23 protein-coding genes are annotated in these 24,499 nt (G+C 60.5%); 11 read left to right on the forward strand and 12 right to left on the reverse strand.

What is annotated here, in order from left to right:
• Nucleotides 1-47 precede the first annotated feature (47 nt).
• The 4 genes from P8S53_RS14340 (at nt 48) to P8S53_RS14355 (ending at nt 3,999) form a co-directional block, all read left to right on the forward strand.
• Nucleotides 48-1,136, forward strand: coding sequence for an OmpP1/FadL family transporter (locus P8S53_RS14340; RefSeq protein ID WP_277804650.1), 1,089 nt, complete (start codon nt 48-50; stop codon nt 1,134-1,136).
• 128 nt (nt 1,137-1,264) lie between these two features.
• The gene (locus P8S53_RS14345) at nt 1,265-2,122 is read left to right on the forward strand and encodes a hypothetical protein (RefSeq protein WP_277804651.1); all 858 of its coding nucleotides are present in this window, start codon (nt 1,265-1,267) and stop codon (nt 2,120-2,122) included.
• A 28-nt stretch (nt 2,123-2,150) separates the two neighbouring features.
• A complete protein-coding gene (gene metA, locus P8S53_RS14350; RefSeq protein ID WP_277804652.1) occupies nt 2,151-3,068 on the forward strand; it encodes a homoserine O-succinyltransferase in 918 nt (305 codons plus the stop codon).
• On the forward strand, nt 3,043-3,999 hold the full coding sequence (locus tag P8S53_RS14355; RefSeq protein WP_277804653.1) for an alpha/beta fold hydrolase: 957 nt from the start codon (nt 3,043-3,045) through the stop codon (nt 3,997-3,999). The genes metA and P8S53_RS14355 overlap by 26 nt, the downstream gene beginning before the upstream one ends.
• Here P8S53_RS14355 and P8S53_RS14360 read toward each other — a convergent pair.
• The 9 genes from P8S53_RS14360 to P8S53_RS14400 form a co-directional block, all read right to left on the reverse strand.
• Entirely contained in the window at nt 3,989-4,771 is a 783-nt protein-coding gene (locus P8S53_RS14360; protein WP_277804654.1) for a sulfite exporter TauE/SafE family protein, read from the reverse strand. The two genes, P8S53_RS14355 and P8S53_RS14360, sit on opposite strands and share 11 nt — an antisense overlap.
• Before the next feature lie 6 nt (nt 4,772-4,777).
• Nucleotides 4,778-6,226: an IMP dehydrogenase gene (gene guaB / locus P8S53_RS14365; RefSeq protein WP_277804655.1), complete on the reverse strand. Its 1,449-nt coding sequence runs from the start codon at nt 6,224-6,226 to the stop codon at nt 4,778-4,780.
• Between the two features lie 85 nt (nt 6,227-6,311).
• Nucleotides 6,312-7,304: a hypothetical protein gene (locus tag P8S53_RS14370; protein WP_277804656.1), complete on the reverse strand. Its 993-nt coding sequence runs from the start codon at nt 7,302-7,304 to the stop codon at nt 6,312-6,314.
• Nucleotides 7,305-7,314: 10 nt separating this feature from the next.
• The gene (gph, locus tag P8S53_RS14375) at nt 7,315-7,974 is read right to left on the reverse strand and encodes a phosphoglycolate phosphatase (protein WP_277804657.1); all 660 of its coding nucleotides are present in this window, start codon (nt 7,972-7,974) and stop codon (nt 7,315-7,317) included.
• Nucleotides 7,971-8,669, reverse strand: coding sequence for a ribulose-phosphate 3-epimerase (gene rpe / locus P8S53_RS14380; RefSeq protein WP_277804658.1), 699 nt, complete (start codon nt 8,667-8,669; stop codon nt 7,971-7,973). The genes gph and rpe overlap by 4 nt, the downstream gene beginning before the upstream one ends.
• Nucleotides 8,670-8,832: 163 nt before the next feature.
• Nucleotides 8,833-9,783 carry a lipoyl synthase gene (gene lipA, locus P8S53_RS14385; RefSeq protein ID WP_277804659.1) on the reverse strand — a complete coding sequence of 317 codons (951 nt, stop codon included), beginning with the start codon at nt 9,781-9,783 and terminating at the stop codon, nt 8,833-8,835.
• Nucleotides 9,784-9,886: 103 nt separating this feature from the next.
• Nucleotides 9,887-10,822, reverse strand: a complete 936-nt coding sequence (locus P8S53_RS14390; protein WP_277804660.1) for a hydrogen peroxide-inducible genes activator — start codon at nt 10,820-10,822, stop codon at nt 9,887-9,889.
• Nucleotides 10,823-11,086: 264 nt separating this feature from the next.
• Entirely contained in the window at nt 11,087-14,557 is a 3,471-nt protein-coding gene (gene mfd, locus P8S53_RS14395) for a transcription-repair coupling factor (protein ID WP_277804661.1), read from the reverse strand.
• Between the two features lie 58 nt (nt 14,558-14,615).
• A complete protein-coding gene (locus P8S53_RS14400; protein ID WP_277804662.1) occupies nt 14,616-15,143 on the reverse strand; it encodes a hypothetical protein in 528 nt (175 codons plus the stop codon).
• A 241-nt stretch (nt 15,144-15,384) separates the two neighbouring features.
• Here P8S53_RS14400 and gap (P8S53_RS14405) point away from each other — a divergent pair, with 241 nt between their 5' ends.
• The 4 genes from gap (P8S53_RS14405) (at nt 15,385) to P8S53_RS14420 (ending at nt 18,438) form a co-directional block, all read left to right on the forward strand.
• A complete protein-coding gene (gap, locus tag P8S53_RS14405) occupies nt 15,385-16,389 on the forward strand; it encodes a type I glyceraldehyde-3-phosphate dehydrogenase (protein WP_277804663.1) in 1,005 nt (334 codons plus the stop codon).
• Between the two features lie 144 nt (nt 16,390-16,533).
• Nucleotides 16,534-16,947 carry a rhodanese-like domain-containing protein gene (locus tag P8S53_RS14410; RefSeq protein WP_277804664.1) on the forward strand — a complete coding sequence of 138 codons (414 nt, stop codon included), beginning with the start codon at nt 16,534-16,536 and terminating at the stop codon, nt 16,945-16,947.
• A 129-nt stretch (nt 16,948-17,076) separates the two neighbouring features.
• Nucleotides 17,077-18,078, forward strand: a complete 1,002-nt coding sequence (gene gap / locus P8S53_RS14415) for a type I glyceraldehyde-3-phosphate dehydrogenase (RefSeq protein ID WP_277804665.1) — start codon at nt 17,077-17,079, stop codon at nt 18,076-18,078.
• Nucleotides 18,079-18,273: 195 nt separating this feature from the next.
• Entirely contained in the window at nt 18,274-18,438 is a 165-nt protein-coding gene (locus P8S53_RS14420; protein WP_277804666.1) for a hypothetical protein, read from the forward strand.
• Between the two features lie 433 nt (nt 18,439-18,871).
• On the opposite strand, the gene coaD is transcribed toward P8S53_RS14420, so the two are convergent.
• The 3 genes from coaD to P8S53_RS14435 form a co-directional block, all read right to left on the reverse strand.
• Nucleotides 18,872-19,366: a pantetheine-phosphate adenylyltransferase gene (gene coaD, locus P8S53_RS14425; RefSeq protein WP_277804667.1), complete on the reverse strand. Its 495-nt coding sequence runs from the start codon at nt 19,364-19,366 to the stop codon at nt 18,872-18,874.
• Between the two features lie 79 nt (nt 19,367-19,445).
• A complete protein-coding gene (locus P8S53_RS14430; RefSeq protein ID WP_277804668.1) occupies nt 19,446-19,880 on the reverse strand; it encodes a CBS domain-containing protein in 435 nt (144 codons plus the stop codon).
• Nucleotides 19,881-20,113: 233 nt separating this feature from the next.
• Nucleotides 20,114-21,307, reverse strand: coding sequence for a deoxyguanosinetriphosphate triphosphohydrolase (locus P8S53_RS14435; protein ID WP_277804669.1), 1,194 nt, complete (start codon nt 21,305-21,307; stop codon nt 20,114-20,116).
• A 95-nt stretch (nt 21,308-21,402) separates the two neighbouring features.
• Between P8S53_RS14435 and P8S53_RS14440 the strand changes: the two genes are divergently transcribed.
• The 3 genes from P8S53_RS14440 to P8S53_RS14450 all read left to right on the forward strand — a co-directional run bounded on the left by P8S53_RS14440 (nt 21,403) and on the right by P8S53_RS14450 (nt 24,436).
• Nucleotides 21,403-21,729 carry an iron-sulfur cluster assembly accessory protein gene (locus P8S53_RS14440; RefSeq protein ID WP_306417942.1) on the forward strand — a complete coding sequence of 109 codons (327 nt, stop codon included), beginning with the start codon at nt 21,403-21,405 and terminating at the stop codon, nt 21,727-21,729.
• Between the two features lie 142 nt (nt 21,730-21,871).
• Entirely contained in the window at nt 21,872-22,489 is a 618-nt protein-coding gene (locus tag P8S53_RS14445) for a class I SAM-dependent methyltransferase (protein ID WP_277804671.1), read from the forward strand.
• Between the two features lie 159 nt (nt 22,490-22,648).
• Nucleotides 22,649-24,436: an ABC transporter transmembrane domain-containing protein gene (locus tag P8S53_RS14450; protein ID WP_277804672.1), complete on the forward strand. Its 1,788-nt coding sequence runs from the start codon at nt 22,649-22,651 to the stop codon at nt 24,434-24,436.
• Nucleotides 24,437-24,499: the final 63 nt, after the last annotated feature.

Genomic DNA, 24,499 nt, shown 5'->3' on the forward strand with positions numbered 1-24,499 from the left:
GCATGGGCAAAACTGGTGCCCTGTCCGGAAAGAAGGAGGAGATTTCCGTGCGCAGTTACATCACATTTGGCCTTATGGCCCTGGGTGCAAGCCCCGCATTGGCAGGCGGCATTGAACGCAGCCCGCAATCCATGAACATTCTGTTTCAGGAAGGCAACTATCTGGAAGTTGGCGCAACCTATGGTGCGCCGCGTGTCAGCGGCAACGCACCGGGTGCGACAGGCAATATCGCGCGCAACTTTTTCACCGGATCGATTGCCTTCAAGGGCGATATCAACGACCAACTGTCCTATGCCATCATCCTCGATCAGCCTTTTGGTGCAGGTATCCGGTTTCCGACCGGAACAGGCGCGGATCTTGCAGGCTCGACCGCCAAAATCGATAACACAACCCTGACAGGGGTCCTGCGCTACAAATTCGGCAACGGTTTCAGCGCACATGCGGGGTTGCGGTCATCATGGACCAGCGGCTCTGTCGACCTTACCTCCTTGGGGTACACAATGTCGATCGACCGCGATCAGGCATGGGGCTATCTGGTCGGCGTGGCGTATGAGCAGCCTGAAATTGCCCTGCGTGTGGCCCTGACCTATAATTCCTCGATCAAGCATACATTCAATGCAAGGGAGACGGGACCGACTTTTATACCTTTCACTGATCCTGGCACGAACCAGACAACGTTCTCAACCAAAATACCGGAATCCGTAAACCTTGAATTCCAGACTGGTATCGCCGAAGACACGCTTGTGTTCGGGTCCGTGCGCTGGGTGAACTGGAAAGATTTTGTCATCGCGCCCAGCCAATACATGGCATTTCCACTCGCATCACTGCCGCCTCTGGTCGAATACCAGAAAAACTCCGTCACCTACACATTGGGTGTGGGCCGGCGTTTCAATGAAAACTGGTCCGGTTCGGTTTCATTGTCGCATGACACCGGAAATGGCAGCCCGACCAGCAACCTTGGGCCGACCGGCAAACGCAATGCCATCGGGCTGGGCGCGTCCTACACCAAGGACAACATGACCATCAGCGGCGGGGTCCAATACACCAGGATTGGCAGTGCCACCACCAATACCGGTGGCCAGTTCGGCAGCAACTCCGCCATTGGTGCAGGGATCCGCGTGGGCTTCAGCTTCTGATCAAGCGCCCCCCTGTATGACCATACCAAGGCCCTGCCCCCGCGGCGGGGCCTTTTCATGTGGCATTGACCCCGCGCGCGCCTGTGGCTAGGCAGTGTCACCACCTTGCCACCAAGGACTGCACGCCCATGTTGTACCCCAATGCCGATACCTGGCGAGATGCTACCGCAAAGCGTGTCATGCTGTTTGGCATGTCCGGCCTTGGCAAAACGCATCTGTCAAAACTGCTGCGCGACGCGGGCGACTGGTTCCACTATTCCGTCGATTACCGGATCGGCACGCGCTATATGGGCGAATTCATTGCCGATAATTTCAAGCGCGAAGCGATGAAAGTGCCGCTGCTGCGTGAATTGCTGTTGTCGGATTCGGTCTATATCAGCTCCAACATCACCTTTGACAATCTGGCGCCGCTATCCACCTATCTGGGCAAACCGGGCAACCCCGATCAAGGCGGGTTGCCGTTTCATGAATATATGACCCGTCAGGAACAACACCGCGCCGCTGAAATCGCGGCCCTGTCAGACACCGCCCATTTCATTGCCCGCGCGGGCGATCTGTATGGATACGCAAATTTCATCTGCGACACTGGCGGATCAATCTGCGAGGTGATCAACCCCAACGACCCGCAAGACCCGCTGATGACGCGTTTGACAAAACATGTGCTGCCGGTCTGGATAAAGGGGTCCGATGCGCATACATCCGAACTGATCCGCCGTTTTGACCGCGCCCCCAAGCCCATGTATTATCAGCCTGATTTCCTGCAAGATGCATGGGCCGCCTATCAGCGTGAAACCAACCTGCCCGCCGCGCGTATCAACCCGGACGCCTTTGTGCGCTGGACCTATGCACGCGCGTTGGCCCATCGCGCGCCCCGTTACGCTGCCATGGCCGAAAACTGGGGACTTACCGTCACCGCAGAGGAGGTTGCAAATATACGCACCGCCTCTGATTTCACGGACCTGATTGCCGGAAAACTGCCCGACTGACGACTGACTGACCAAGGAAACGCCGCCCATGCCCATCAAGCTGCCTGCCATGCTGCCTGCCTTTGACGTGTTGTCACGCGAAGGGGTCATGGTCATGTCCGACACGGACGCCGCGCGGCAGGACATCCGGCCCCTGCGCATCGGGCTGTTGAACCTGATGCCCAAGAAAATCCAGACTGAAACCCAGTTCGCGCGGCTGATCGGGTCCACCCCCCTACAAATCGAACTGTCGCTGATCCGCATGTCGGAACATGAAACCAAGAACACCGCCGCCGAACATATGGCCGAATTCTACCGCCCGTTTCAGGACGTCAAGGATGAACGCTTTGACGGGCTGATCATCACCGGCGCCCCGATCGAGCATTTGCCCTATGAAGATGTGACCTATTGGGATGAACTGACCCAGATTATGGACTGGACGCAAACCCATGTGCACAACACGTTCGGCGTGTGCTGGGGGGGCATGGCCATGCTGTGGCATTTCCACGGGATCAACAAGCACATGCTGGACACCAAGGCGTTCGGCTGTTTCCGGCACCGCAATCTGGCACCGGCTTCGCCCTATTTGCGGGGGTTTTCGGATGATCTGCTGATTCCCGTCAGCCGCTGGACCGAATTGCGCCAGACCGATATTGACGCGGTCACGGGATTAAGCACGCTTATCGCGTCTGATCAGGCAGGCCCTTGTCTGGTCGAGGACCCTAAGCACCGCGCGCTGATGATCTTTAACCATTTCGAATATGACAGCACCACGCTGAAGGATGAATATGACCGCGACATCGCCGCCGGAAAGCCCATAAATGTGCCCCAAAACTACTATCCTGATGACAATCCCGCGAAAATGCCCCTCAATCGCTGGCGAAGCCACGCGCATCTTCTATATGGCAACTGGATAAACCAGATTTACCAGACAACACCCTATGACCTTGAAAATATCGGCCAGTAGACTTGCAGCACTTGCCCTTGGCGCGGGCATTGTGACCGCATGCGTGGGCGTGGTGGAGGACCGGATGGCCCATGCCCAGACCCAGCCTGAAGGGGCGTTTGTCGCCCTGCCCGACGGGCGCATTCATGCGGTGATCCGTGGGCAAGGGCCGGATCTGGTGATGATCCATGGCGCAAACGGCAATGCACGCGATTTCAGTTTTGATCTGATCGACCGGATGGCGGCTGATTTTCGTGTCATTGCACTGGACCGGCCCGGTTTCGGGTTTTCCGATGATTTTGGCGGGCCGGACGGTCCGGTGGAACAGGCCGATATACTGCGCGCCGCCGCCGCCGAACTGGATGTGACCCGCCCCGTTGTGCTGGGCCATTCCTACGGGGGCGCTGTTGCGCTGGCATGGGCGTTGCGCGGCGGCGATGATGTGGCGGGGCTGACATTGCTGGCACCTGCATCCCATCCCTGGCCCGGTGATCTGGGGTTGTGGTATCGCATCAGCGCATCTGCCTTGGGCCGGAATGTCGTGCTGCCACTGGTGGCGCGGTTTGCGCCTGCATCGGCGGTAGATTCGACACTGGCCGGTGTATTTGCGCCCAATCCGGTGCCAGACGGGTATCTGGACCATCTGGGACGCGATCTGACCCTGCGCGCCGAACAACTGTCACTGAATGCACGGCAGGTGAACAGCCTGAAACACCATGTCGAGGCGATCGCACCGGGCTATCCCGCGCTGAATATTCCGATTGAGGTGGTGCATGGCACAGCAGATGAAACTGTGGGCCTGTCCATACATTCCGAACGGCTGGAGCGCGAGGTCAGTTCGGTAACCCTGACGCGGCTGGACGGGGTCGGCCATATGCCCCACCACGCCCACCCCGATGCCGTTGCAGATGCCATATTGCGCACCGCGCAGCGCGCCGGCCTTATCCGATAAGCAGCGCGGACACCCCGTCCCAGACAAGTTTCAGGCCCACCAGCGTTATCATCACATACATCAGCGGGTAGAACACTTCGGCACGCAGGCGTTTGACAACCGCAGCGCCCATCAACGTCGCAATAGCGGCAAGGGGCAGCATCACGGCCGCCGAAACAAGTGTCACACGGTCAAACTGGCCCAATGCTGCATAGGGGACCACCTTGATTGCATTGACCACGGCGAAGAAAATCACGCTTGTGCCGGTAAACACTTTCGGGTCCAGCCGCAGGGGCAGCACATAAACCTGAAATGGCGGGCCGCCCGCATGGGCCACGAAACTGGTAAACCCCGCAACCGTCCCCCAGAACCCGCCACGCACATGCCCTTGCCCTTGGGCCGCGCCACCGGACCGCGCCAGCGCCATGCGCGCCACAAAGCCCAGTGCGACCACCCCCACGATCAACCGCACCAGCGCTTCGGATGTGAAGGCCGCCGCCAGCCCGCCAATGGCAATGCCCAGCAAGGCCCCTGGAAGCAGGTGTACCAGCGTGGCCCGGTCGAACCAGCCGCGCCACGCCCACAGGCTGATTCCGTCCATCATCAGCAGGATGGGCAACAACAGCGCTGCCGCCTGAACCGGCGACATGACAAGCGCCAGAATCGGCACCCCCAGCAACGCAAATGCGCCCCCAAGCCCGCCTTTGGACAGCCCCACAAGAAAGACGGCGACAAGCGCCGCCGCCAATGTAGGCCAGTCCCCGAACAGGGTGGTCTGTTCCAGAAGGGTCATGCGCGCTTAGCCAACCCTGTAATTCGGGCTTTCGCGGGTGATCTGCACATCATGCACATGGCTTTCCTTCAGCCCTGCATTGGTGATGCGCACAAACTGGCATTGGCTGCGCATATCTGCAACCGTGCCATTGCCGGTATAGCCCATGGCCGCGCGCAAACCGCCCACCATCTGATGCAACACCGCGCCCACAGACCCTTTATACGGCACCTGGCCTTCGATCCCTTCGGGCACCAGTTTGTCGCTGGCGGCATCCTTCTGGAAATACCGGTCGGCAGACCCGCGCGCCATCGCGCCAAGGCTGCCCATGCCACGGTAACTTTTGAAACTGCGGCCCTGATACAGGATCACTTCGCCCGGCGCTTCATCCGTGCCTGCAATCGCACTGCCCACCATCGCGCAGCTTGCACCTGCCGCAATCGCCTTGGCGAAATCGCCCGACATCTTGATGCCGCCATCCGCAATAACCGGCACATCACCAGCCGCCGCCGCGCAATCCATGATCGCAGTCAGTTGCGGCACGCCTACGCCAGCCACGACCCGCGTGGTGCAAATGGACCCCGGACCAATGCCAACCTTCACGGCGTCGGCACCCGCATCAATCAGCGCGCGCGTGGCGTCACCGGTGGCCACATTGCCCGCCACAACCTGCGCGGCGGGCGCTTGCGCCTTGATGCGTTCCACCGCGCGCGCCACGCCTTCGGAATGGCCATGTGCGGTGTCAATCACCACCAGATCAACGCCTGCATCAATCAGCGCCATCGAACGTTCAAAGCCCGCATCGCCTACCGTTGACGCAGCCGCCACCCGCAAGCGCCCCAAATCATCCTTGCAGGCGGTGGGGTTCAGCACTGCGCGGTCAAGGTCGCGCAGCGTCAGCAGGCCGGTCAGGCGGCCCTTTTCATCCGTGACCAGAAGTTTCTCGATCCGGCGCGCCTGCATCAGGCTGCGCGCTTCTTCGCGGTCGGCAGGTTCGCGCAGCACGGCCAGATTGTCCGCTGTCATCATCACCCGCACCGGCGTCTTGTCATCACTGGCAAAGCGCATGTCACGGTTGGTCACAATGCCCAGCACGCGCCCTGATGCGTCCACCACCGGAAAGCCGGTGACATTGTAGCGCGCCTGCAATTCCTTGGCATCTGCCAGCGTCTGGTTCGGCGTCAGTGTCACAGGGCTATAGACAATACCGGATTCGAATCGTTTGACACGGCGCACAGCGTCGGCCTGCGTGTCGGTGTCCAGATTGCGGTGAATCACCCCCATGCCGCCAGCCTGTGCCATGGCAATCGCCATGCGCGCTTCGGTCACGGTATCCATTGCCGATGACAGCAACGGAATGTTCAACCTGATGGATCTGGTGACAAAAGTGGTTGTGTCCGCCTGATTTGGCAGAACGCTTGATGCCGCTGGCACCAGAAGCACATCGTCGAAGGTAAGCGCCTCGCGAATCTCCATGACCGGCCTCCTTATGGGTGGATCGCTTGGCAGTTTCCTTTTTCACGTCTTGGCGGAAATGAAAACCCCTGAGTCAGGCTTCGTCTCAGGCTTCGGCGGCGTTGGTTTTGGCCGCCAGAGTGCCACCCGGCCACATTTTCAGAACCTTGTAGGCGATGACAGGCACAACACATGTGGCCAGCGCCAGAACCACGCCCGCCCCCAGCCCCAAAACACCCGTTCCGCCCGACGCCAGCATCAGCGCACTCGCAAAGGCCGCCAAAGGAAAGGTAAACGCCCCCCAAAGGGGTGAAAACCCGGATTCGGTCAACCACCGCAGCGACACCAGAAGGGCTGTAAAAATTACCCCCGCAAGCACGGCAAACCCCTGGGCCGCCATCGGCATGCCCGCCCCATGGGAGACAATCGTGAACAGGCTGGCAGGGGCAAGATGTATGGCCAGCAACGGGCGCAGCGGTGCGGGCGGGACGCGCGTGATGATCTGGCGCAGGCTGATCCCCCAGATTGTCCCCGCGGGGACAAGCATGGCCCAGACGATCCAGCGCGCGACATCATGATGGCCCAGCGCATTGGCCGCGACACCCCCGATGATAAAGCCCACGAAACTCAGATGAAAGACAGGGGTTACCACGCGCCCCTCTAGGGGGCTTGTGCGCAGCACATAAACCAGCAACGCAACCAGCCCCAGATGAACGACAAATGCGCATAGCGCCAGCACGGTTGCAACACGCGGTGCCAGTGGCGCAAGGCTGGCGGCCAGCAACATCAGTGACAGGCTGGCAGCGGCAAGCCCCGCCCGCCCTGGCAACACGCGCATATCCTCGATCAACACGGCAATACGGCGCACCGGTTTTGCCACATACGCCACCAGCGCGAACACAAACACCACCGACACCGCCCCAAGGATCATATCGCCGATGGCGGGCGACATGCCAAATACCGCCGCCCCTTCGCGCCAGCCCAGCCCCAGCCCGAACAGCCCCATGATGGGCGCAAATACCGCAGGCGGGGTGCGCCGCCCGAAACCGGGTTTGGGCACATACAAGGGGGGCGGCATCGGGCGGCGGGGTTGGGTCATGTGCGGGCCTTCATCCTGGCTGGAATAACTGACCGGACATCTGCCGGTAATCATCAAACCGGAAATGGTGGTACATCTGCTCAACCGGGGTCTTGCGATAGCCCTGCGTATAAAGGCCAAACCTTGCGCCCGCCCGTTCGGCGGTTTCCGCATCAGTTTCACTGTCACCGATATAGACAATATCGGGCAGCGTCAGCCCCAACCCTGTCACCACAGCCAGCAGTGGCGCGGGGTCGGGTTTGGCGACATCCAGACTGTCGCCCCCGATGACCACATCAAACACCCCGTCCCAGCCCAGATGCGCCAGAACAGCCAGCGTGGGCCGCATGGGTTTGTTGGTGCACAGGCCAAGCGCCAGCCCCTTGCCGCGCAATTCCGCCAGCAATTCGGGAACATGCGGATAGATTTTCGTGTGTTCATGCGCGCGTTCATAGAAATACAGAAACCGCGCATGCAGGTGCGCCGTGCGGGCTGGTTCATTGCCGCCCATGACCGCATGTTCCATGCGTTCCACAAACACACGCGCGCCGCGCCCGACAAAACCGCGCGCCTGATCGGGGCTGATGCGTGGCAACCCCTCGCCTTGCAGCACCATATTTGCTGCGGCATGAATATCCGGGGCGCTGTCAATCAGCGTGCCGTCCAGATCAAATATAACAGCGCGCCTCACACCGCGACCCCGATGGCATTTTCAGCAGCAGCGCGGATGGCACGGATATTGTCGCCGTAAGGCGCGGGGTTATCGACCGATCCGCCCTTGAACACCGCAGATCCCGCAACCAGAACATCCGCGCCCGCGCGCGCCATTACGGGCGCCGTGTCGGTTGCGATACCTCCGTCGATCTCAATATGGATGGGGCGCGCCCCGATCATGGCGCGCAGGCGCTGCACCTTGTCGGTCATATCGATGAATTTCTGCCCGCCAAAACCGGGGTTCACCGTCATCACGCAGACCAGATCAATCATATCCAGCAGGTTTTCAACCCCGTCCAACCCTGTGCCGGGGTTCAGGGCCAGCCCCGCTTTTGCGCCACTGGCACGGATGGCTTGCAAGGTGCGGTGAATATGCGGCCCTGCTTCCATATGGGCGGTGATGAAATCCGCGCCCGCCTTGGCGAAGCCGTCAATATACGGGTCCACCGGCGCAATCATCAGGTGCACATCCATGATGCCGCGAATATGGGGGCGGATGGCCGCGCAGGTGGCAGGGCCAAAGGTGATATTGGGAACGAAATGTCCGTCCATCACATCGACATGCACCCAATCCGCGCCCTGATCTTCGACCGCGCGGCATTCGGCCCCGAAATTGGCGAAATCAGCGGCCAGAATGGATGGCGCAATCTTGATGGCGCGGGAAAAGCTCATGATGCAGCACTCCTGAGTCGGCTTGTTGGCCTGTTCATAGCGCCCGATCCGGACAAATGCACGCCTTCACATCAGGTCATAAAGCCGCGCCTATCGGGGTTTCATCTTGCCACAAATACTCTCTGCCGAAGGCATAGAACATAACGGTCCTGCGCCACCGCAGCTACGCGCCGGCCAGCTTTGCCAGCCGTGCATCGCGCAGACGCGCGAAATCATCGCCCGCGTGATAGCTGGAGCGCGTCAGCGGCGTGGCCGACACCATCAGGAACCCCTTGCCGAATGCGGCTTTTTCATAGGATTTGAATTCATCCGGCGTCACGAAACGGTCGACACGGTGATGGCGCGGGGTGGGTTGCAGATATTGGCCAATCGTGATGAAATCGACATCTGCCGCGCGCATGTCATCCATGACCTGCAACACGCCCTGCCGCTCTTCGCCCAGCCCCACCATGATGCCCGATTTGGTGAACATCGACGGGTCCAGTTCCTTGACCCGCTGCAACAGGCGCAGGCTGTGAAAATAGCGCGCGCCGGGGCGCACTTCGGGATAAAGGCCGGGCACGGTTTCCAGATTGTGGTTAAACACATCAGGGCGCGCCGCCACCACGGTTTCCAGCACCGATGGTGCGCATTTCAGGAAATCAGGGGTCAGAATTTCAATCGTGGTGCCGGGGCTGCGGTGGCGCACGGCGCGGATGGTCTGGGCGAAATGTTCCGCCCCGCCATCATCCAGATCATCGCGGTCCACCGAGGTGATGACCACATGTTTCAGGCCCAGTTTTTCGACCGCATGGGCCACGCGCCCCGGTTCGAACGCATCCAGCGTATCGGGGCGACCCGTGGCCACGTTGCAAAACGTGCACCCGCGGGTGCAGATTTCACCCATGATCATCATGGTTGCATGACCCTGCGACCAGCATTCGCCCACATTCGGGCAACCGGCTTCTTCACACACGGTGGTCAGCTTGTGTTCGCGCATGATCTTATGCGTTTCGGCATAGCCCTTGCCGCCGGGGGCCTTGACGCGAATCCAGTCGGGCTTCTTGGGTTGGGCCTGCACCGCGCGGCGGGCTTTTTCCGGGTGGCGCTGGTCAGGCAATTTCAAGTCGCGCAAGGCTTCCCCTCCTCTGGACGCTGCCAGCTTTCATCTAGCCCTAATTCATGGGAAAAACAACGGCAACAGTTCAAGCCTGCCATGCGCTGGCTGCATGGCCGTTTCACATTGGCGCGCAACGGACACGGGCGGCTGCAATCAAATCCTGCCCTGCAACGCACAGATGCGCGGCCAGATCGTCAAACCATGTCCCCCCATCCGATGATGCACGGCGCAACAGCGCGATTTGGCGGAACGGTTCGGGCTGGCCAAAGCGTTGCAGCACAATGCCCTGCCCGCCCGTCGCCTCGGCGCGCACCGCAAGTTCGGGCAGCAATGTCAGCCCGAACCCCTGCGCCACCAGCCCGCAAAGCGTGGACAGCGTGGATGCGCCCAGATCAAGCCGCGTCTGCCGCCGGTCAATTGCGCAAAAGGCAAGCGCCTGATCGGCCAGACAATGGCCATCATCCAACAGCAACAGATGATCGGGGTTCAGCGCGGTCGGGTCCAGCGCATGGTGCCCCTGATCCAGCGCGCCAAGGCGCCCTTCGGACCCCGCCAGCACGAACCGGTCCTGAAACAGGGGCGCTATGACCAGATCGGGCGCAGGCACAGGATCGGCCAGCACGACCGCATCCAGCCGCCCCGCGCGCAGCCCCGACAGCAGGTCACTGGTCTGCGCCTCGCGCAGGCGCAGATCGCGCGTAATGTCGCCCGCACGCAGCCGCGCAAGGGTTCCGGGCAACAGATATGGTGCGATCGTGGGGATCATGCCCAGCGTCAGCGCAGCCTGCAACCCCTGCCGCCGTGCCGAGGTTTCCAGTTCCATCGTTTCGGACAGGATCCGTTCTGCACGCGCCAGAACATCGCGCCCCGCACGCGTCAGGCGCACATCACGCGGCAACCGTTCCACCAACGCCACGCCAAGAATACCTTCCAGTTCCTTGATCTGCATCGACAGGGCGGGCTGCGTGACATTCACAAGTTCCGCCGCGCGCCCGAAATTATGCGCCTGCGCAAGGGCACGGAAATAGGCAAGCTGTTTTAGGGTAACTTTCATAAGGCAGTCTTATCAAAAACGCCCAAAGATTGCCAAGTGTTCTGATTGCCACACCACACTTTTCCTTATGGTGGTGTCATGCCAGATGGGATCGTAGGGCGGGTTAATTCCGGCCTGAAGCAGTCGCCCAAGGCGCGGAATCAAGGGCGCAGCCCGCCGCGCCATCGGCGGGCCGTCCCGCGGCCTGCCGATGGCGCGGGCTTTATCCAAGCGCGCACATCCCCGACAGGCCAGCACCACCCAACCGGATGCGCCTGCCACATTCTAGCCCTTCGCATCCGCCTTCACCGCCAGATCGCGCGCAATGGCAAAGGCCCCGCGCACGCGCTCTTTTTCAGTGCTCCAGTCGCGGCGCACGACAATCTTGTTGTCGCGCACCTTTGCCAGTCCCTGCTGGTCGTTCACGAATTCCACCAACCCCGCCGGATTGGCGAATTTGTCATTGTGGAACTGGATCGTCGCGCCCTTTGGCCCTGCGTCCAGTTTGGCGATGCCCGCGCGTTTGCATTCGGCCTTGATGCGCATGACCACCAGAAGCGTGTTCACTTCGCGCGGCAACTTGCCAAACCGGTCAATCAGTTCGGCAGCGAACCCTTCCAGATCGACCTTGTTGGTCAGCCCCGACAAGCGCCGATACAGCCCCAGCCGCACATCCAGATCGGGCACATAGTCATCCGGTATCAGCACCGGCACGCCCAGATTGATTTGCGGTGCCCATTGCCCGTCCAGATCAGACACATCCGCAATCTCGCCCGAGCGTATCTTGGCAATCGTGTCTTCCAGCATCTGCTGATACAACTCGTAGCCCACTTCGTTGATATGGCCGGATTGTTCTTCGCCCAGAATATTGCCCGCGCCGCGCAGGTCCATGTCATGGCTGGCAAGGTTGAACCCCGCCCCAAGGCTATCCAGACTGGCCAGCAGGCGCAAACGTTTCTGGGCCTGCGGGGTCAGGGGCGCGCGGGGTTTCGTGGTCAGGAAGCAATAGGCCCGCGTTTTGGCCCGCCCGACGCGCCCGCGTATCTGATACAGCTGCGACAACCCGAACATATCGGCGCGGTGCACGATCATCGTATTGGCGCGCGGAATATCAAGGCCGGATTCAACAATGCTGGTCGCGACCAGAACATCATATTTGCCATCATAAAAGGCGTTCATCCGTTCATCCAGATCGCCCGCAGGCATCTGGCCGTTGGCGGTGACATAGGTGATTTCAGGCACCTGATTGCGCAGGAAATCCTCAACCTCGGGCAGGTCAGAGATGCGCGGCACCACAAAGAACGACTGCCCGCCGCGATAATGTTCGCGCAACAGCGCCTCGCGCAGGGTCACAGTGTCGAATTCGCTGACATAGGTGCGGATGGCCAGCCGGTCCACAGGCGGGGTCTGGATGATGGACAGATCGCGCACCCCTGTCAGTGACAGCTGCAAGGTGCGCGGGATGGGCGTTGCGGTCAGTGTCAGCACATGAATATCGCTGCGCAATTCCTTCAGGCGTTCCTTGTGGGTCACCCCGAAATGCTGTTCTTCGTCAATGACCAGCAGGCCCAGATTGGCGAACTTCACACCCTTGGCCAGCAGCGCATGAGTGCCGATGCAAATATCGACTGTGCCCTTGGTCAGCCCGTCGCGGGTGGCGCTGGCATCCTTGGCGGACACGAAACGCGACAGCGGCCGGACTACGACCGGCAGACCACGGAAGCGTTCCGAAAATGTCTTGAAATGCTGGCGCGCCAGCAGCGTGGTCGGTGCGATGACAGCCACCTGCACCCCTGACATGGCCGCAATGAAGGCCGCGCGCATGGCGACTTCGGTTTTGCCGAACCCCACATCGCCCACCACCAGCCGGTCCATGGGGCGTCCGGACTCAAAATCATCCAGCACATCTTCGATGGCGCGCAACTGGTCATCGGTTTCGGCATAGGGGAAGCGGGCCAGAAATTCGTCCCACATCCCTTCGGGCGGGCTGAACTGTGGCGCGCTGCGCAACTGGCGTTCGGCCGCAATGCGGATCAGCTTGTCTGCAATCTCGCGGATGCGCTGTTTCAGCCGCGCTTTCTTGGCCTGCCATGCGCCGCCGCCCAGCTTGTCCAGCAACCCTTCTTCATGGCCATAGCGCGACAGAAGTTCGATATTTTCCACCGGCAGGAACAACCGGTCCCCGCCTGCATATTCCAGCGCAATGCATTCATGCGGCGCGCCCATTGCCGTGATCGTCTCTAACCCCGTATAGCGGCCCACCCCATGATCGACATGCACGATCAGATCGCCCGGCGACAGGCTTTGCGCTTCGGTCAGAAAGTTTTCTGCCCGCTTGCGCCGTTTGGCCCGCCCGACCAGCCGTTCGCCCAACACATCCTGTTCGGAAATCACGGTCAGGTCCGGCGTCTGAAAGCCCTGATCCAACGGCCAGACAGTCAGGAACAAACGCCCCTTTGGGCCTGTGCCCATATCGCGCGCCGTGGTGATATTCTGCGCGCCCTTTGCACCGTGATCGTCCAGCAAGCCCGACAGCCGTTCGCGCGCCCCGTCCGAATGACTGGCAATCACCACATCACCATGCGCGCGCCGGTCATTGACGTGGGCTGCCAGCGCATCGAACACATTGGCTTCGGCCTGCCGTTCGGGGGCAAAGCTGCGCCCCATGCGCCCGCCTGCATCCAGAACCCCCGGCCCCGGTGCGGTTTTCGACGGCTGCAACTGGATAACCCGCCTGCCGGACAGGGCCTGCATCCATGCCGCTTCATTCAGATACAGCTGTTCAGGGGGGCAAGGCTTATAGATTGTGTCCAAACGCTTGCGGTCTGCCATTGCCTCGCGCCGGGCATCATACTGGTCGGCGATCCCGTCCCAGCGCGAAATGCGCGCGGCCACGATCTGGTCGTCCAGCATGACGGACGCATCTGGCAGGTAGTCAAACAGCGTTTCCATGCGGGCGTGAAAGAAGGGCAGCCAATGCTCCATCCCCTGATGTTTGCGCCCTGCGCTGACGGCTTCATAAAGCGGGTCGTCACTGCCTGCTGCGCCAAATTCGATGCGGTAATTCTGCCGGAACCGCGTGATCGCGGCGTCATCCAGAATGATCTCGGACACGGGGGCGAATTCCACCACATCCAGCTTTTCCAGACTGCGCTGGGTGGCCGGATCAAAACGGCGCGCGGCGTCCAGCACATCACCAAACATATCCAGCCGCACTGGTCCCAGATCACCGGGGGGGAAAATGTCGATAATGCCGCCACGAATGGCGTAATCGCCCGGTTCGGTAACCGTGGGGGCCTGCGTGAAGCCCATGCGCACCAGCCAGCCACGCAACGCCCCCTCATCAATGCGCCGCCCGACCTGCGCGACAAAGGATGCGCCCGCCACAACATCGCGCGCGGGCACGGCCTGCATGGCCGCAGATAGCGTGGTCAACACCACAAACGGCCCCGGCACGCCATGCGCCAGGGCGGCCAGCGTGGCCATGCGCGCGCTGGACACATCGGCATTAGGGGACACACGGTCAAAGGGCAGACAATCCCATGCGGGAAAGCGCAGAACCGTGATTTCGGGCGCAAAGAATGCCAGCGCGCGGGCCATCGCCTCGGCGCGTTTGTCGTCGCGCGCGACATGCAGCAGGGGCGCGCCGGATTTGTCCAGCTCTCGCGCCAGCAGCGCTGCATCAAAACCTTCGGGCGCACCGCCCAGCGTGATCAGAGAATGGGCCAGCCCGATCTGAGAATTAGAATGTGTCATCGCGCCTGACCTACCCCGCAGTGATCCCGTGTCAATGCCTGAAATCCGTCCGCTGCCGCTAGAACGACAGGACCGATGCCGTCATGACCCGCAACATACCCCAGATGGCTGTAAGAAATATGATGACAACCCCCAGAAGCTGCATCCACAGCCGGTGGCGCAACAGGGCCCGCAACAACCGGTCATCGGTCAACCCTTCGCGTTCGACACGAAAGGCAAGCCGCAACGCCATCATCCGTGTAATCGTCAGCGGCAGCAGCAACAAAAACACGGCCTGCGCCAATTCCAGCCCGTAGAGAAACGCCAGCACGAAGATCAGCGACATCACCGTGGTGACAAACCCCAAAATCCAATGCCCGATATTGCGCACCATCGCCAGCATGCGCCGCACATGGATTTCCACCAGCGTCTGCACATCCGCCAACGGCTGTCCGCCCTTCTTGCGCGCCTGCACAATCATGTCATAGGACACACCCAGCACATTATGTGTCACCGCAGACCAGAACAGGGCCACGACAATCCAGAACCAGACAGAGGAAAAGGACCGCATATCGATCAGGCTTAGGATATTTTCGAAAAGGGCCAAACCGGTCTGCTCCTGCATGGTCGGGGAATGTTTCGCGGGCGCGCCCGCCCTACTTCTTGCAACGGCACGGCACGCGGCGCAAGGGGCGCGCGAATGAACGCAGCGCCTATTTGCGCAGCAGCGTTAGCCCTATCATCCCAAGATTGCGCTAACGTATTCGATCTGAACAGGATTTGACCCTTTTTTCGCCCTGATCCGCTGTCTATACCCAGCGCAGGTAGCACAGCGCGGAGAATGGGACATGACAATCACCATCGGGATCAACGGATTCGGGCGCATCGGGCGCTGCACGCTGGCGCATATCGCCGAAAGTGCCCGCAACGATGTTGAAGTGGTCAAAATCAACGCCACCGGCCCCATTGAAACCAACGCCCATTTGCTGAAATACGATTCCGTCCATGGCCGCTTCCCCGGCACTGTCAGGATTGAAGGCGACACACTGGATCTGGGGCGCGGTCCGATCAAGGTGATGTCCACCTACAACCCCGAAGAACTGGATTGGGACGGTGTCGATGTCGTGCTGGAATGCACCGGCAAATTCAACGAACGCGACAAGGCTGCGGTGCATCTGGGGCGCGGTGCGTCGCGCGTGCTGGTATCGGCACCTGCCAAAAATGCGGATGCAACCATTGTTTACGGCGTCAACCATCGCAGCCTGCGCGCAGACCAGCTGGTGGTGTCCAACGGGTCGTGCACGACGAATTGTCTGGCCCCGCTGGCCAAGGTTCTGAATGACGCGATCGGCATTGAATCCGGTGTCATGACAACTGTGCACAGCTATACCGGTGACCAGCCCACACTGGACCGCCGCCACAAGGACCTGTATCGCGCGCGTGCTGCCGCCATGGCCATGATCCCCACATCAACAGGCGCGGCCAAGGCTTTGGGCGAAGTGCTGCCCGAGCTGGCGGGCAAACTGGACGGCACCGCCCTGCGCGTGCCCACCCCGAATGTCAGCGCGGTCGATCTGACCTTCTATGCCAGCCGGGATGTCACCGTGGACGAAGTGAATGCCATTATGCGCGCCGCCGCAAATGGCCCCATGGGGGCCGTGCTGGCCTATGATCCCGAACCCAAAGTGTCGATCGATTTCAATCACACGCCGCATTCGTCCATCTTCGCGCCGGACCAGACCAAGGTTGTGGGCGGCCGCATGGTGCGTGTGCTTGCTTGGTATGACAATGAATGGGGCTTTTCCTGCCGCATGGCCGATGTTGCAGCCGCAATGGGCCGTCTGATTCACTGACCCATGCCTTTGTGACCAATGCCTTTGTGAAAACCTGCCCAAGGCCCGCCCCCGAAAGGCGGGCCTTTGTCATGCGACGCTCTGTCCCCTTTTGGGCATGACACCCCCCTGATACATATTCAAAAACCATAAAGGTGTCCTTGAATGCGCGTTCTAGCCCCGATCCTGTTTGCCCTGACATGCCTTGCCGCGCCCGCAGTTGCTGGTCAGGTCTTCACGGCCCAGCCATCCGCGCAGCAGTTGCAGGACGCGCCGGTTCTGCTGGTTGATATTCGCCAGCCGCATGAATGGATTGAAACCGGGGTTCTGCCCAACGCGGTTTTGCTGCCATTTGACAGCCCCGATGCCTTTGTGGCCGCGTTGCGCCCGCATTTGCAACCCGGCCAGCCTGTTGCGCTGATATGCCGGACCGGCAACCGCACAAGCCGCGCTGCGCGCATTCTGGCACAACGGCTGGATGTGCCTGTCATCGATGTGCAGGGTGGCATGTTCGCGCTGATGGATGCAGGCTATGCGCCAGAACGCCCGACACGCGCGCAGGGCTGCACCATCTGCTGAAGAACCAACCGGGGTAAAGCCCCTATACCGCGCCATGTTTTACCGCTTGCCGCTTGATTTTCGTGTGCCGATCATGTTAGCGCAATCACAGAATTTCAAACCACGCTTCAAACATGGGGAATAAGGCTGATGACCACACGTCTTGCCATTAACGGGTTTGGCCGTATCGGGCGGCTGGTGCTGCGCGCCTTGGTCGAGCAGAACCGCGATGATCTGGAAATCGTTGCCATCAACGACCTTGGCCCGGTTGAAAACAGCGCGCATCTGCTACGTTTCGATTCCGTGCATGGCCGGTTCCCGGCAGAAGTTACGGTTGACGGCGACAGCATCAATGTCGGGCGCGGCCCGATCAAGGTGACCGCCGAACGCGATCCCGCGAACCTGCCATGGGACGATATTGATATCGTGCTGGAATGCACCGGCATTTTCACCGATGCCGACAAGGCCAAGGTGCATCTGGGCCGCGCAGGCAAGGTTCTGGTATCGGCCCCGTCAGGGGGCGCGGACAAGACGATTGTGTTTGGCGTGAACCATGACCAACTGACCGCTGCGGACCGCATTGTGTCCAACGGGTCGTGCACCACCAACTGCCTTAGCCCTGTGGTCAAGGTGTTGAATGACACAGTGGGCATTTCACGCGGCTTCATGACCACCATCCACAGCTATACGGGCGACCAGCCCACGCTGGATACGATGCACAAGGACATGTATCGCGCCCGCGCCGCCGCCATGAGCATGATCCCCACATCAACAGGCGCCGCACGCGCTGTGGGTCTGGTGCTGCCCGAACTGAACGGCAAGCTTGACGGTGTGGCCATTCGCGTGCCCACGCCCAATGTATCAGTCGTTGACCTGACATTTGAAGCATTGCGCGATGTCACTGCCGATGAGATCAACGCCGCCATGATCGCCGCCGCCAGTGATGGCCCGCTGAAGGGCATTCTGGGCGTCACCGACCAGCCGAATGTAAGCATGGATTTCAACCATGACCCGCGTTCATCGATTTTCCATCTGGACCAGACCAAGGTTCTGGAAGGGCGCATGGTGCGCGTCCTTAGCTGGTATGACAACGAATGGGGCTTTTCAAACCGGATGCTCGACACGGCCGCCGCCATGGCGCGCGCGGGCTGAACACAGGCTTGAAAAGCCGGGGAAAGCCGCATCTTCGGATGCGGCTTTTTACATTTGGACAAAAGCCCCCGTATCGCGTCGCCACATATGCACCAAGCGCAAGCCGGGCTTGCAACCAGGACGGGTTGTTCTGCACCGCAGCATGCCCCATCTTCGAGTCAAGAACATTCATGACCCGAAGAACAGGAGCATATCATGAGCACGCTTCTAACCCGCATCCAGACCCGCCTGCGCCAACGCGCAGCCTATGCCCGCACCGTGAACGAAATCCGCAACATGCCGCTGGATGTCGCCATCGATCTGGATATCTACAAGCCTGATGCGCGCAAGATTGCCGCGCAGGCCGTCTACGGACAATAAGCCCCCCTGCCCGCGCGCAATCTCCAGCGTTTCGATCTTTCGTTGTGTCGGAAAAACGCTGTAGCGTATGGGTTTTCCGCAATTTCAAACCGAAAAAATCTAACAGCTTCTTCCTGAAGTTGCCTTATGGCGGGGTCATGGCAGTTGGAACCGCAAGGCTGGTTAATGCTGGCCTGAAGCTGACACCCCAAGGCGCGGAGCAAAGGGCGCAGCCCGCCGCGCCATAGGTCTGGCCGTCCCGCGGCCTGCCGATTACTCTGATGACAGTCCAAGCCTTTGATCTTGGGAGTATGCAGCCTGCATAAACTGCATTCTTATAATGTCGGATCGGCAGTCCCCGGCCCACCGCTGGCGCGGGCTATGTCCAAACACAAACGTCTCCGTCACGCCAGCACCACCCAACCGGACGTTTTCACCTGATCTGACCCACCCTCTAGCGCGGGTATTTCGCACCCAGCGCTTCGGTAATGGCCGGGGACACAAAATTCGACACATCGCCACCCAGCCGCGCGATTTCCTTGACCAGTTTGGATGCGATCGCCTGATGGCGGGCTTCTGCCATAAGAAATACCGTTTCGATACTGGCATCCATGGCGCGGTTCATGCCGACCATCTGGAATTCATATTCGAAATCGGTGACCGCGCGCAGGCCGCGTATGATGATCTGCGCGCCCACGTCGCGCGCGCAATCAATCAGCAGGTTCTCGAACGGGTGGGCGATAATCTCGACCCCGGTGTGCACACTCAGCGTCTGCACCTCGGCCTCGATCATGGCGACACGTTCTTCCAGCGTGAATAGCGGGCCTTTGTCGCGGTTTATCGCAACGCCGATCACCAGGCGGTCCACAAGCTGCGTCGCGCGGGTGATAATATCGATATGCCCCTTGGTCAAAGGGTCAAAAGTTCCTGGATAAAGACCGATCCGCATTGCGCGCCCCCTTCACATCTTCACGGGCACGCAACAATATTGCGCAGGGATATGCAACCCTTCAGGGCGCGAAAACACCCTAGTAGCCCATGATCATGCCGGTCAGGGCGTCTTTTTCCAGTTCCAGCTCCGACATACGCGCTGCGACCACGTCACCAATGGAAATCAGGCCAAGCATCTGGTCCCCCTCCATAACCGGAATATGGCGAAACCGCTTCATGGTCATCGTTTGCAACACCAGATCGGCACTGTCATCGGGTTTGCAGCCATAGACATTGCGGGTCATCACATCATCAACCGTATCGGACAAACAGCCGGCACCGCGCTTGCCAAGTTCACGCACGATATCGCGTTCTGACAGGATGCCCGCCACTTTTTTACCGTCGGATGAGACGACAAGCGCACCGATACGGTTCTCGCTCAGGACCTTCACGACTTCGGACAGGGGGGTGCCCGGCGCGACAGTCACGACCGACTGGGTTTCCTTGTTTCTCAGAATTTGGCTCACCAGCATGCGCACGCCCTCCTCTTGGCTGAAGCAGAGTTGCCGCATCACACCCGGCCCTCTGGGGGAAGGGTCCGACATTGCAGGGCCATCTGTCAAGTCGCCAGATCAATGCAGTGCAGCAAAAGCGCGCGCGACCACAGTCGCGACCATAGCCCGCCTATACGGCAGGGACCGGGCAACCGGCAGGTCTGCCCCGCCATGAGTGCCCCCTCGATGGGGGCCGAATGGCGTCCCCCCCCTCAAAGATACCGCATCGGGCTGACGTCTTCGCCGCGCACCAGCCGCGCGTGTTCCTGAATTGCAAACCGGTCGGTCATGCCAGACACATAATCAGCCACAATCCGTGCAAGCTCGGTCTCTGAGTCTGCTGCATCCACATCGCGGCGCCACTCAGTAGGCAGGTGCCGGGGCTGCTCCATGAACAACGGAAACAGGTCACGCACAATTCCTGTGACCTGCGCGCGCATTTCCACCACCGACGGCGCGCGATACATCCGCGTGAACAGGAATTGCCGGATCACCTTCAGTTCCCGAAACAGCCGGTCCGAAAAGCGAATGATCGTCAGGTTCAGATCACGAATATCCTGCGCCGAATTCAAATCTGCCGGACCCAGCCGCGTGCCCGCCACCAGCAGCACATCTTCGACCATGATACCAAACACACGGCGCAGCGCCTCATGCCTGCGGCGCATCCCCTCCAGCCCGGGATACAGCCTGTCCACTTCGGCGAATGCAGGGCCGGTGATCGGCAGGTCCATCAGGTCGCTTTCCGAAAACAGCCCCGATCGCAACCCGTCATGCAAATCATGGTGGTTATAGGCAATGTCATCCGCAATCGCGGCCACCTGCGCCTCGGCACTGGCAAAGCCGCGCAGTTCCAGATCAAACCCCGCATTGCATTCGACCAGCGCGTAGGGCAGCGCATCCCCCTTCAAGGGCGCGCCCTGCGCATCGGCCACAGGGCCGTTATGCTTGGCAATCCCTTCCAGCGTTTCCCAGGTCAGGTTCAGCCCGTCGAAATCTGCGTAATGGCGTTCCAGCCGCGTGACAATGCGCAAGGCCTGGGCGTTGTGGTCAAACCCGCCATAGGGGGCCATCAGATCGCATAGCGCATCTTCGCCAGTGTGGCCAAAGGGCGGGTGGCCCAGATCATGGGCCAGCGCAATCGCTTCGGCCAGTTCGGTGTTCAGCCCCAAGGCCCCCGCCAACGTGCGCGCGACTTGCGCCACCTCGATGGAATGGGTCAGGCGGGTGCGGTAATAATCGCCCTCATGCTCGATGAACACCTGTGTCTTGTGCTTCAGCCGCCGGAAGGCGCTGGAATGGATAATCCGGTCACGGTCGCGCTGAAAGGGCGATCGGAAGGTGCTCATCGCTTCTGTGAAGCGGCGCCCCCGCGACTGGTCCGGTTGTGTCGCATATGGTTTCAGCATCTGTTACTCCCATCACCTTGTCGGGCTTGCTGTCAGTGTCTATATCAAAGTAAAGTCATCGGAAATATGACATCGCCCAAAGGAAGCCCATGACCCTGACCCTGCCCCCCCGCGTAAGCGACCGTGCCTTTGCCCGTCTGGCCGAAATCGCCGAAGACACAGGCGAGGTCAAGGCCCTGCGTGTTGCCGTTGACGGGGGCGGCTGTTCAGGGTTTCAGTATGACATCCGCTTTGATGACCCCGCCGAGGGCGATCTGGAACTGGAAAAAAACGGGCAGAAAGTGCTGATCGACCCTGTGTCGCTGCCGTTTCTGGAAAACGCGGTCATTGATTTCTCCGAAGAACTGATCGGGGCGCGGTTTATCGTCGACAATCCCAACGCATCCTCCAGCTGCGGCTGCGGTATCAGTTTTTCGATGTAGTGGCACCCTGAAAAGGCGTTTCATATTTGCCCACCCCTTCGGCATAACACGAAGTTTAACACCACCGATGACGACCAACGGTTGACCATACGCCCTCACTGCCCCAAAGCTTCGTCAAACAAGTTATGCGTGGGAGGCATTTTTGAAACCTGAAGCCATTACTGCCAGCTACCGCCGCTGGGCACCGATTTACGACATGACTTTCGGGCGCATCACCAATACCGGTCGCCGACATGCCACCAAGGTTGCCAACAGCACAGGCGGCAAGGTGTTGGAAGTGGGGGTCGGCACCGGACTTGCCCTGCCGTTCTACGATCCGTCACTGGATGTCACGGGTATCGATTTCTCCGAAGACATGCTGACCCGCGCCCGCACCAAGGTCGCAGATGAAAAGCTGGGCCATGTGCGCGAGCTGCGTCAGATGGACGCACGAAAGCTGGATTTCCCGGATGCCAGCTTCGACACAATCGTCGCCATGCACCTGATTTCGGTGGTCCCCGACCCCGAACAGGTCATGGCCGAAATGGCACGAGTGTGCAAACCGGGCGGGCAAATCCTGCTGGTCAACCATTTCGCCCGCGATGAAGGCTGGCTGGCATGGCTGGAACGCAAATTTGCCCCTTTTGCCGATTATATGGGCTGGCATTCCAATTTCCCGAAGGATCGGGTGCTGGGGGAAAAAGCCCTTCGGCTGGTTGAAGAAACCCCCCTGACAAAGCTGGGAGTCTTCACCTTTCTGCGCATGGAGAAAACCGCCTGAGCGCCGACACGTTGGCCGATGTCAGCATTCGCCAGCCATTCGCCCGCGCCGCGCCATCCGCATGCGGGGCGCGTCAATGATCGCACAGGCAGCTTGCGGGCTTGCCCCACCCCCCTGTTCTGACCTAAACCCATGCCCAACACAAAGGGCCGGAACAGCATGAGCGACACATCAATTTCTAGCGATACGCGCGCCAAATCCAGAAATCTGGGGGCGTTGCATGGGTTGTGGCCGTTCATGCGCCCCTATCGCGGGTTGCTTGCGGCCGCTATTCTGGCGCTGGTGGCGACCGCGACCATCATGTTGATATTGCCGCTGGCAGTGCGGCGGGTCGTGGACGGGTTCGAAGCGCGCGAAATGGAATTGCTGAACCAGTATTTCGGCGGCGCATTGGGGCTGGCGGTGCTTCTGGCCATAGGAACGGGGCTGCGGTATTATCTGGTCACACGACTGGGGGAACGCATCGTTGTGGACATCCGCAAAACGCTGTTTGCCCGCGTCATCGACCGCAGTCCCGCATTTTACGAACGCATCATGACTGGCGAGGTGCTGTCGCGCCTGACCACCGACACCACGCTCATTCAATCGGTCATCGGGTCTTCGGTGTCCATTGCCCTGCGCAATGCACTGATGCTGCTGGGCGGGTTGGTGCTGCTGGGGCTGACATCGGCCAAGCTGACGGGTTTTGTGCTGCTGATGGTGCCTGCCATCATCATCCCCATCGTCATCATGGGCCGCAAGCTGCGCAAGCTCAGCCGCGAGAATCAGGACTGGATTGCCGCCAGTTCGGGCAATGCATCCGAAGCGCTTCTGTCGGTGCAGACCGTTCAGGCCAACACCCATGAAGCCGCCAGCCGCGCCGCCTTCGACCGTGTCAGTGAAATCAGCTTCGACGTGGCGCGCAAACGCATCCTGACCCGCGCGGTGCTGACTGTCATTGTCATCTTTCTGGTCTTTGCCGGCATTCTGGGCACGCTTTGGGTCGGGGCGCGCGACGTCTCGGCCGGCGTCATGACACCGGGCGAGCTGGCGCAATTCGTGATCTACGCAGTAATTGTCGCAGGGTCCGTCGGGGCCTTGTCGGAAATCTGGTCCGAATTGCAGCGCGCGGCCGGTGCGACCGAACGCCTTGTTGAATTGATGACCGCGATTGACAGCATCCAGGACCCTGCCGCCCCCCTGCCCCTGCCCCGCCCGACCCGTGGCGAGGTGCGCTTTGAAAATGTGCGCTTCCACTACCCCACACGCCCCGGCCAACAGGCCCTGGATGATGTATCGCTGACAATTGCAGCCGGTGAAACCGTGGCACTTGTCGGCCCCTCTGGCGCGGGCAAAACCACGATCCTGCAACTGTTGATGCGGTTTTACGACCCGCTCGGCGGGCATATCCGCATTGATGGTCAGGACTTGCGCGATATGGCCCGCACGGACTTCCGGCGCGCCCTCGCACTGGTGCCACAAGATCCGGTCATCTTTGCGACCTCGGCCATGGACAATATCCGCTTCGGGCGTCCCGGTGCCTCCGACAGCGAAGTGATTGCCGCGGCCAAGGCTGCCAATGCCGATATGTTTCTGAACCGTCTGCCCGACGGATACATGACCGAACTGGGCGAACGCGGTGTCATGCTGTCGGGCGGCCAGAAACAGCGCGTCGCCATCGCGCGCGCCATCCTGCGCGACGCCCCCATCCTGCTGCTCGATGAAGCCACCAGCGCGCTTGACGCCGAATCTGAAGCCGCCGTGCAACGCGCTGTGGATCACCTGTCACGCGACCGCACCACAATCGTCATCGCCCACCGGTTGGCCACCGTCAAACAGGCCGACCGCATCATCGTCTTTGACGAAGGGCGCATCACTGCCACCGGCACACATGATGAACTGGTGGCACAGGGCGGGCTTTATGCGCGACTGGCACGCTTGCAGTTCACGTCCGAACGCGCCGCCTGAACATTCTGAAGCTTAGGGGCTGAAGCTGCCCCTTTGCCCTTTCATTCTGGTCCAAATATCCAA

Source organism: Roseinatronobacter sp. S2 (assembly GCF_029581395.1).
Taxonomy (GTDB): domain Bacteria; phylum Pseudomonadota; class Alphaproteobacteria; order Rhodobacterales; family Rhodobacteraceae; genus Roseinatronobacter.

Bases quoted from the DNA above. Each gene is read 5' to 3' on its own strand.
- P8S53_RS14430 (WP_277804668.1), bottom strand. From the start codon at position 19,880: ATGCTGGTGAGCCAAATTCTGAGAAACAAGGAAACCCAGTCGGTCGTG.
- P8S53_RS14450 (WP_277804672.1), top strand. From the start codon at position 22,649: ATGAGCGACACATCAATTTCTAGCGATACGCGCGCCAAATCCAGAAAT.
- P8S53_RS14345 (WP_277804651.1), top strand. From the start codon at position 1,265: ATGTTGTACCCCAATGCCGATACCTGGCGAGATGCTACCGCAAAGCGT.
- gap (WP_277804665.1), top strand. From the start codon at position 17,077: ATGACCACACGTCTTGCCATTAACGGGTTTGGCCGTATCGGGCGGCTG.
- mfd (WP_277804661.1), bottom strand. From the start codon at position 14,557: ATGACACATTCTAATTCTCAGATCGGGCTGGCCCATTCTCTGATCACG.
- P8S53_RS14390 (WP_277804660.1), bottom strand. From the start codon at position 10,822: ATGAAAGTTACCCTAAAACAGCTTGCCTATTTCCGTGCCCTTGCGCAG.
- P8S53_RS14410 (WP_277804664.1), top strand. From the start codon at position 16,534: ATGCGCGTTCTAGCCCCGATCCTGTTTGCCCTGACATGCCTTGCCGCG.
- gap (WP_277804663.1), top strand. From the start codon at position 15,385: ATGACAATCACCATCGGGATCAACGGATTCGGGCGCATCGGGCGCTGC.
- P8S53_RS14355 (WP_277804653.1), top strand. From the start codon at position 3,043: ATGACCTTGAAAATATCGGCCAGTAGACTTGCAGCACTTGCCCTTGGC.
- P8S53_RS14360 (WP_277804654.1), bottom strand. From the start codon at position 4,771: ATGACCCTTCTGGAACAGACCACCCTGTTCGGGGACTGGCCTACATTG.
- rpe (WP_277804658.1), bottom strand. From the start codon at position 8,669: ATGAGCTTTTCCCGCGCCATCAAGATTGCGCCATCCATTCTGGCCGCT.
- P8S53_RS14370 (WP_277804656.1), bottom strand. From the start codon at position 7,304: ATGACCCAACCCCGCCGCCCGATGCCGCCCCCCTTGTATGTGCCCAAA.
- P8S53_RS14420 (WP_277804666.1), top strand. From the start codon at position 18,274: ATGAGCACGCTTCTAACCCGCATCCAGACCCGCCTGCGCCAACGCGCA.
- metA (WP_277804652.1), top strand. From the start codon at position 2,151: ATGCCCATCAAGCTGCCTGCCATGCTGCCTGCCTTTGACGTGTTGTCA.
- guaB (WP_277804655.1), bottom strand. From the start codon at position 6,226: ATGGAGATTCGCGAGGCGCTTACCTTCGACGATGTGCTTCTGGTGCCA.
- coaD (WP_277804667.1), bottom strand. From the start codon at position 19,366: ATGCGGATCGGTCTTTATCCAGGAACTTTTGACCCTTTGACCAAGGGG.
- P8S53_RS14435 (WP_277804669.1), bottom strand. From the start codon at position 21,307: ATGCTGAAACCATATGCGACACAACCGGACCAGTCGCGGGGGCGCCGC.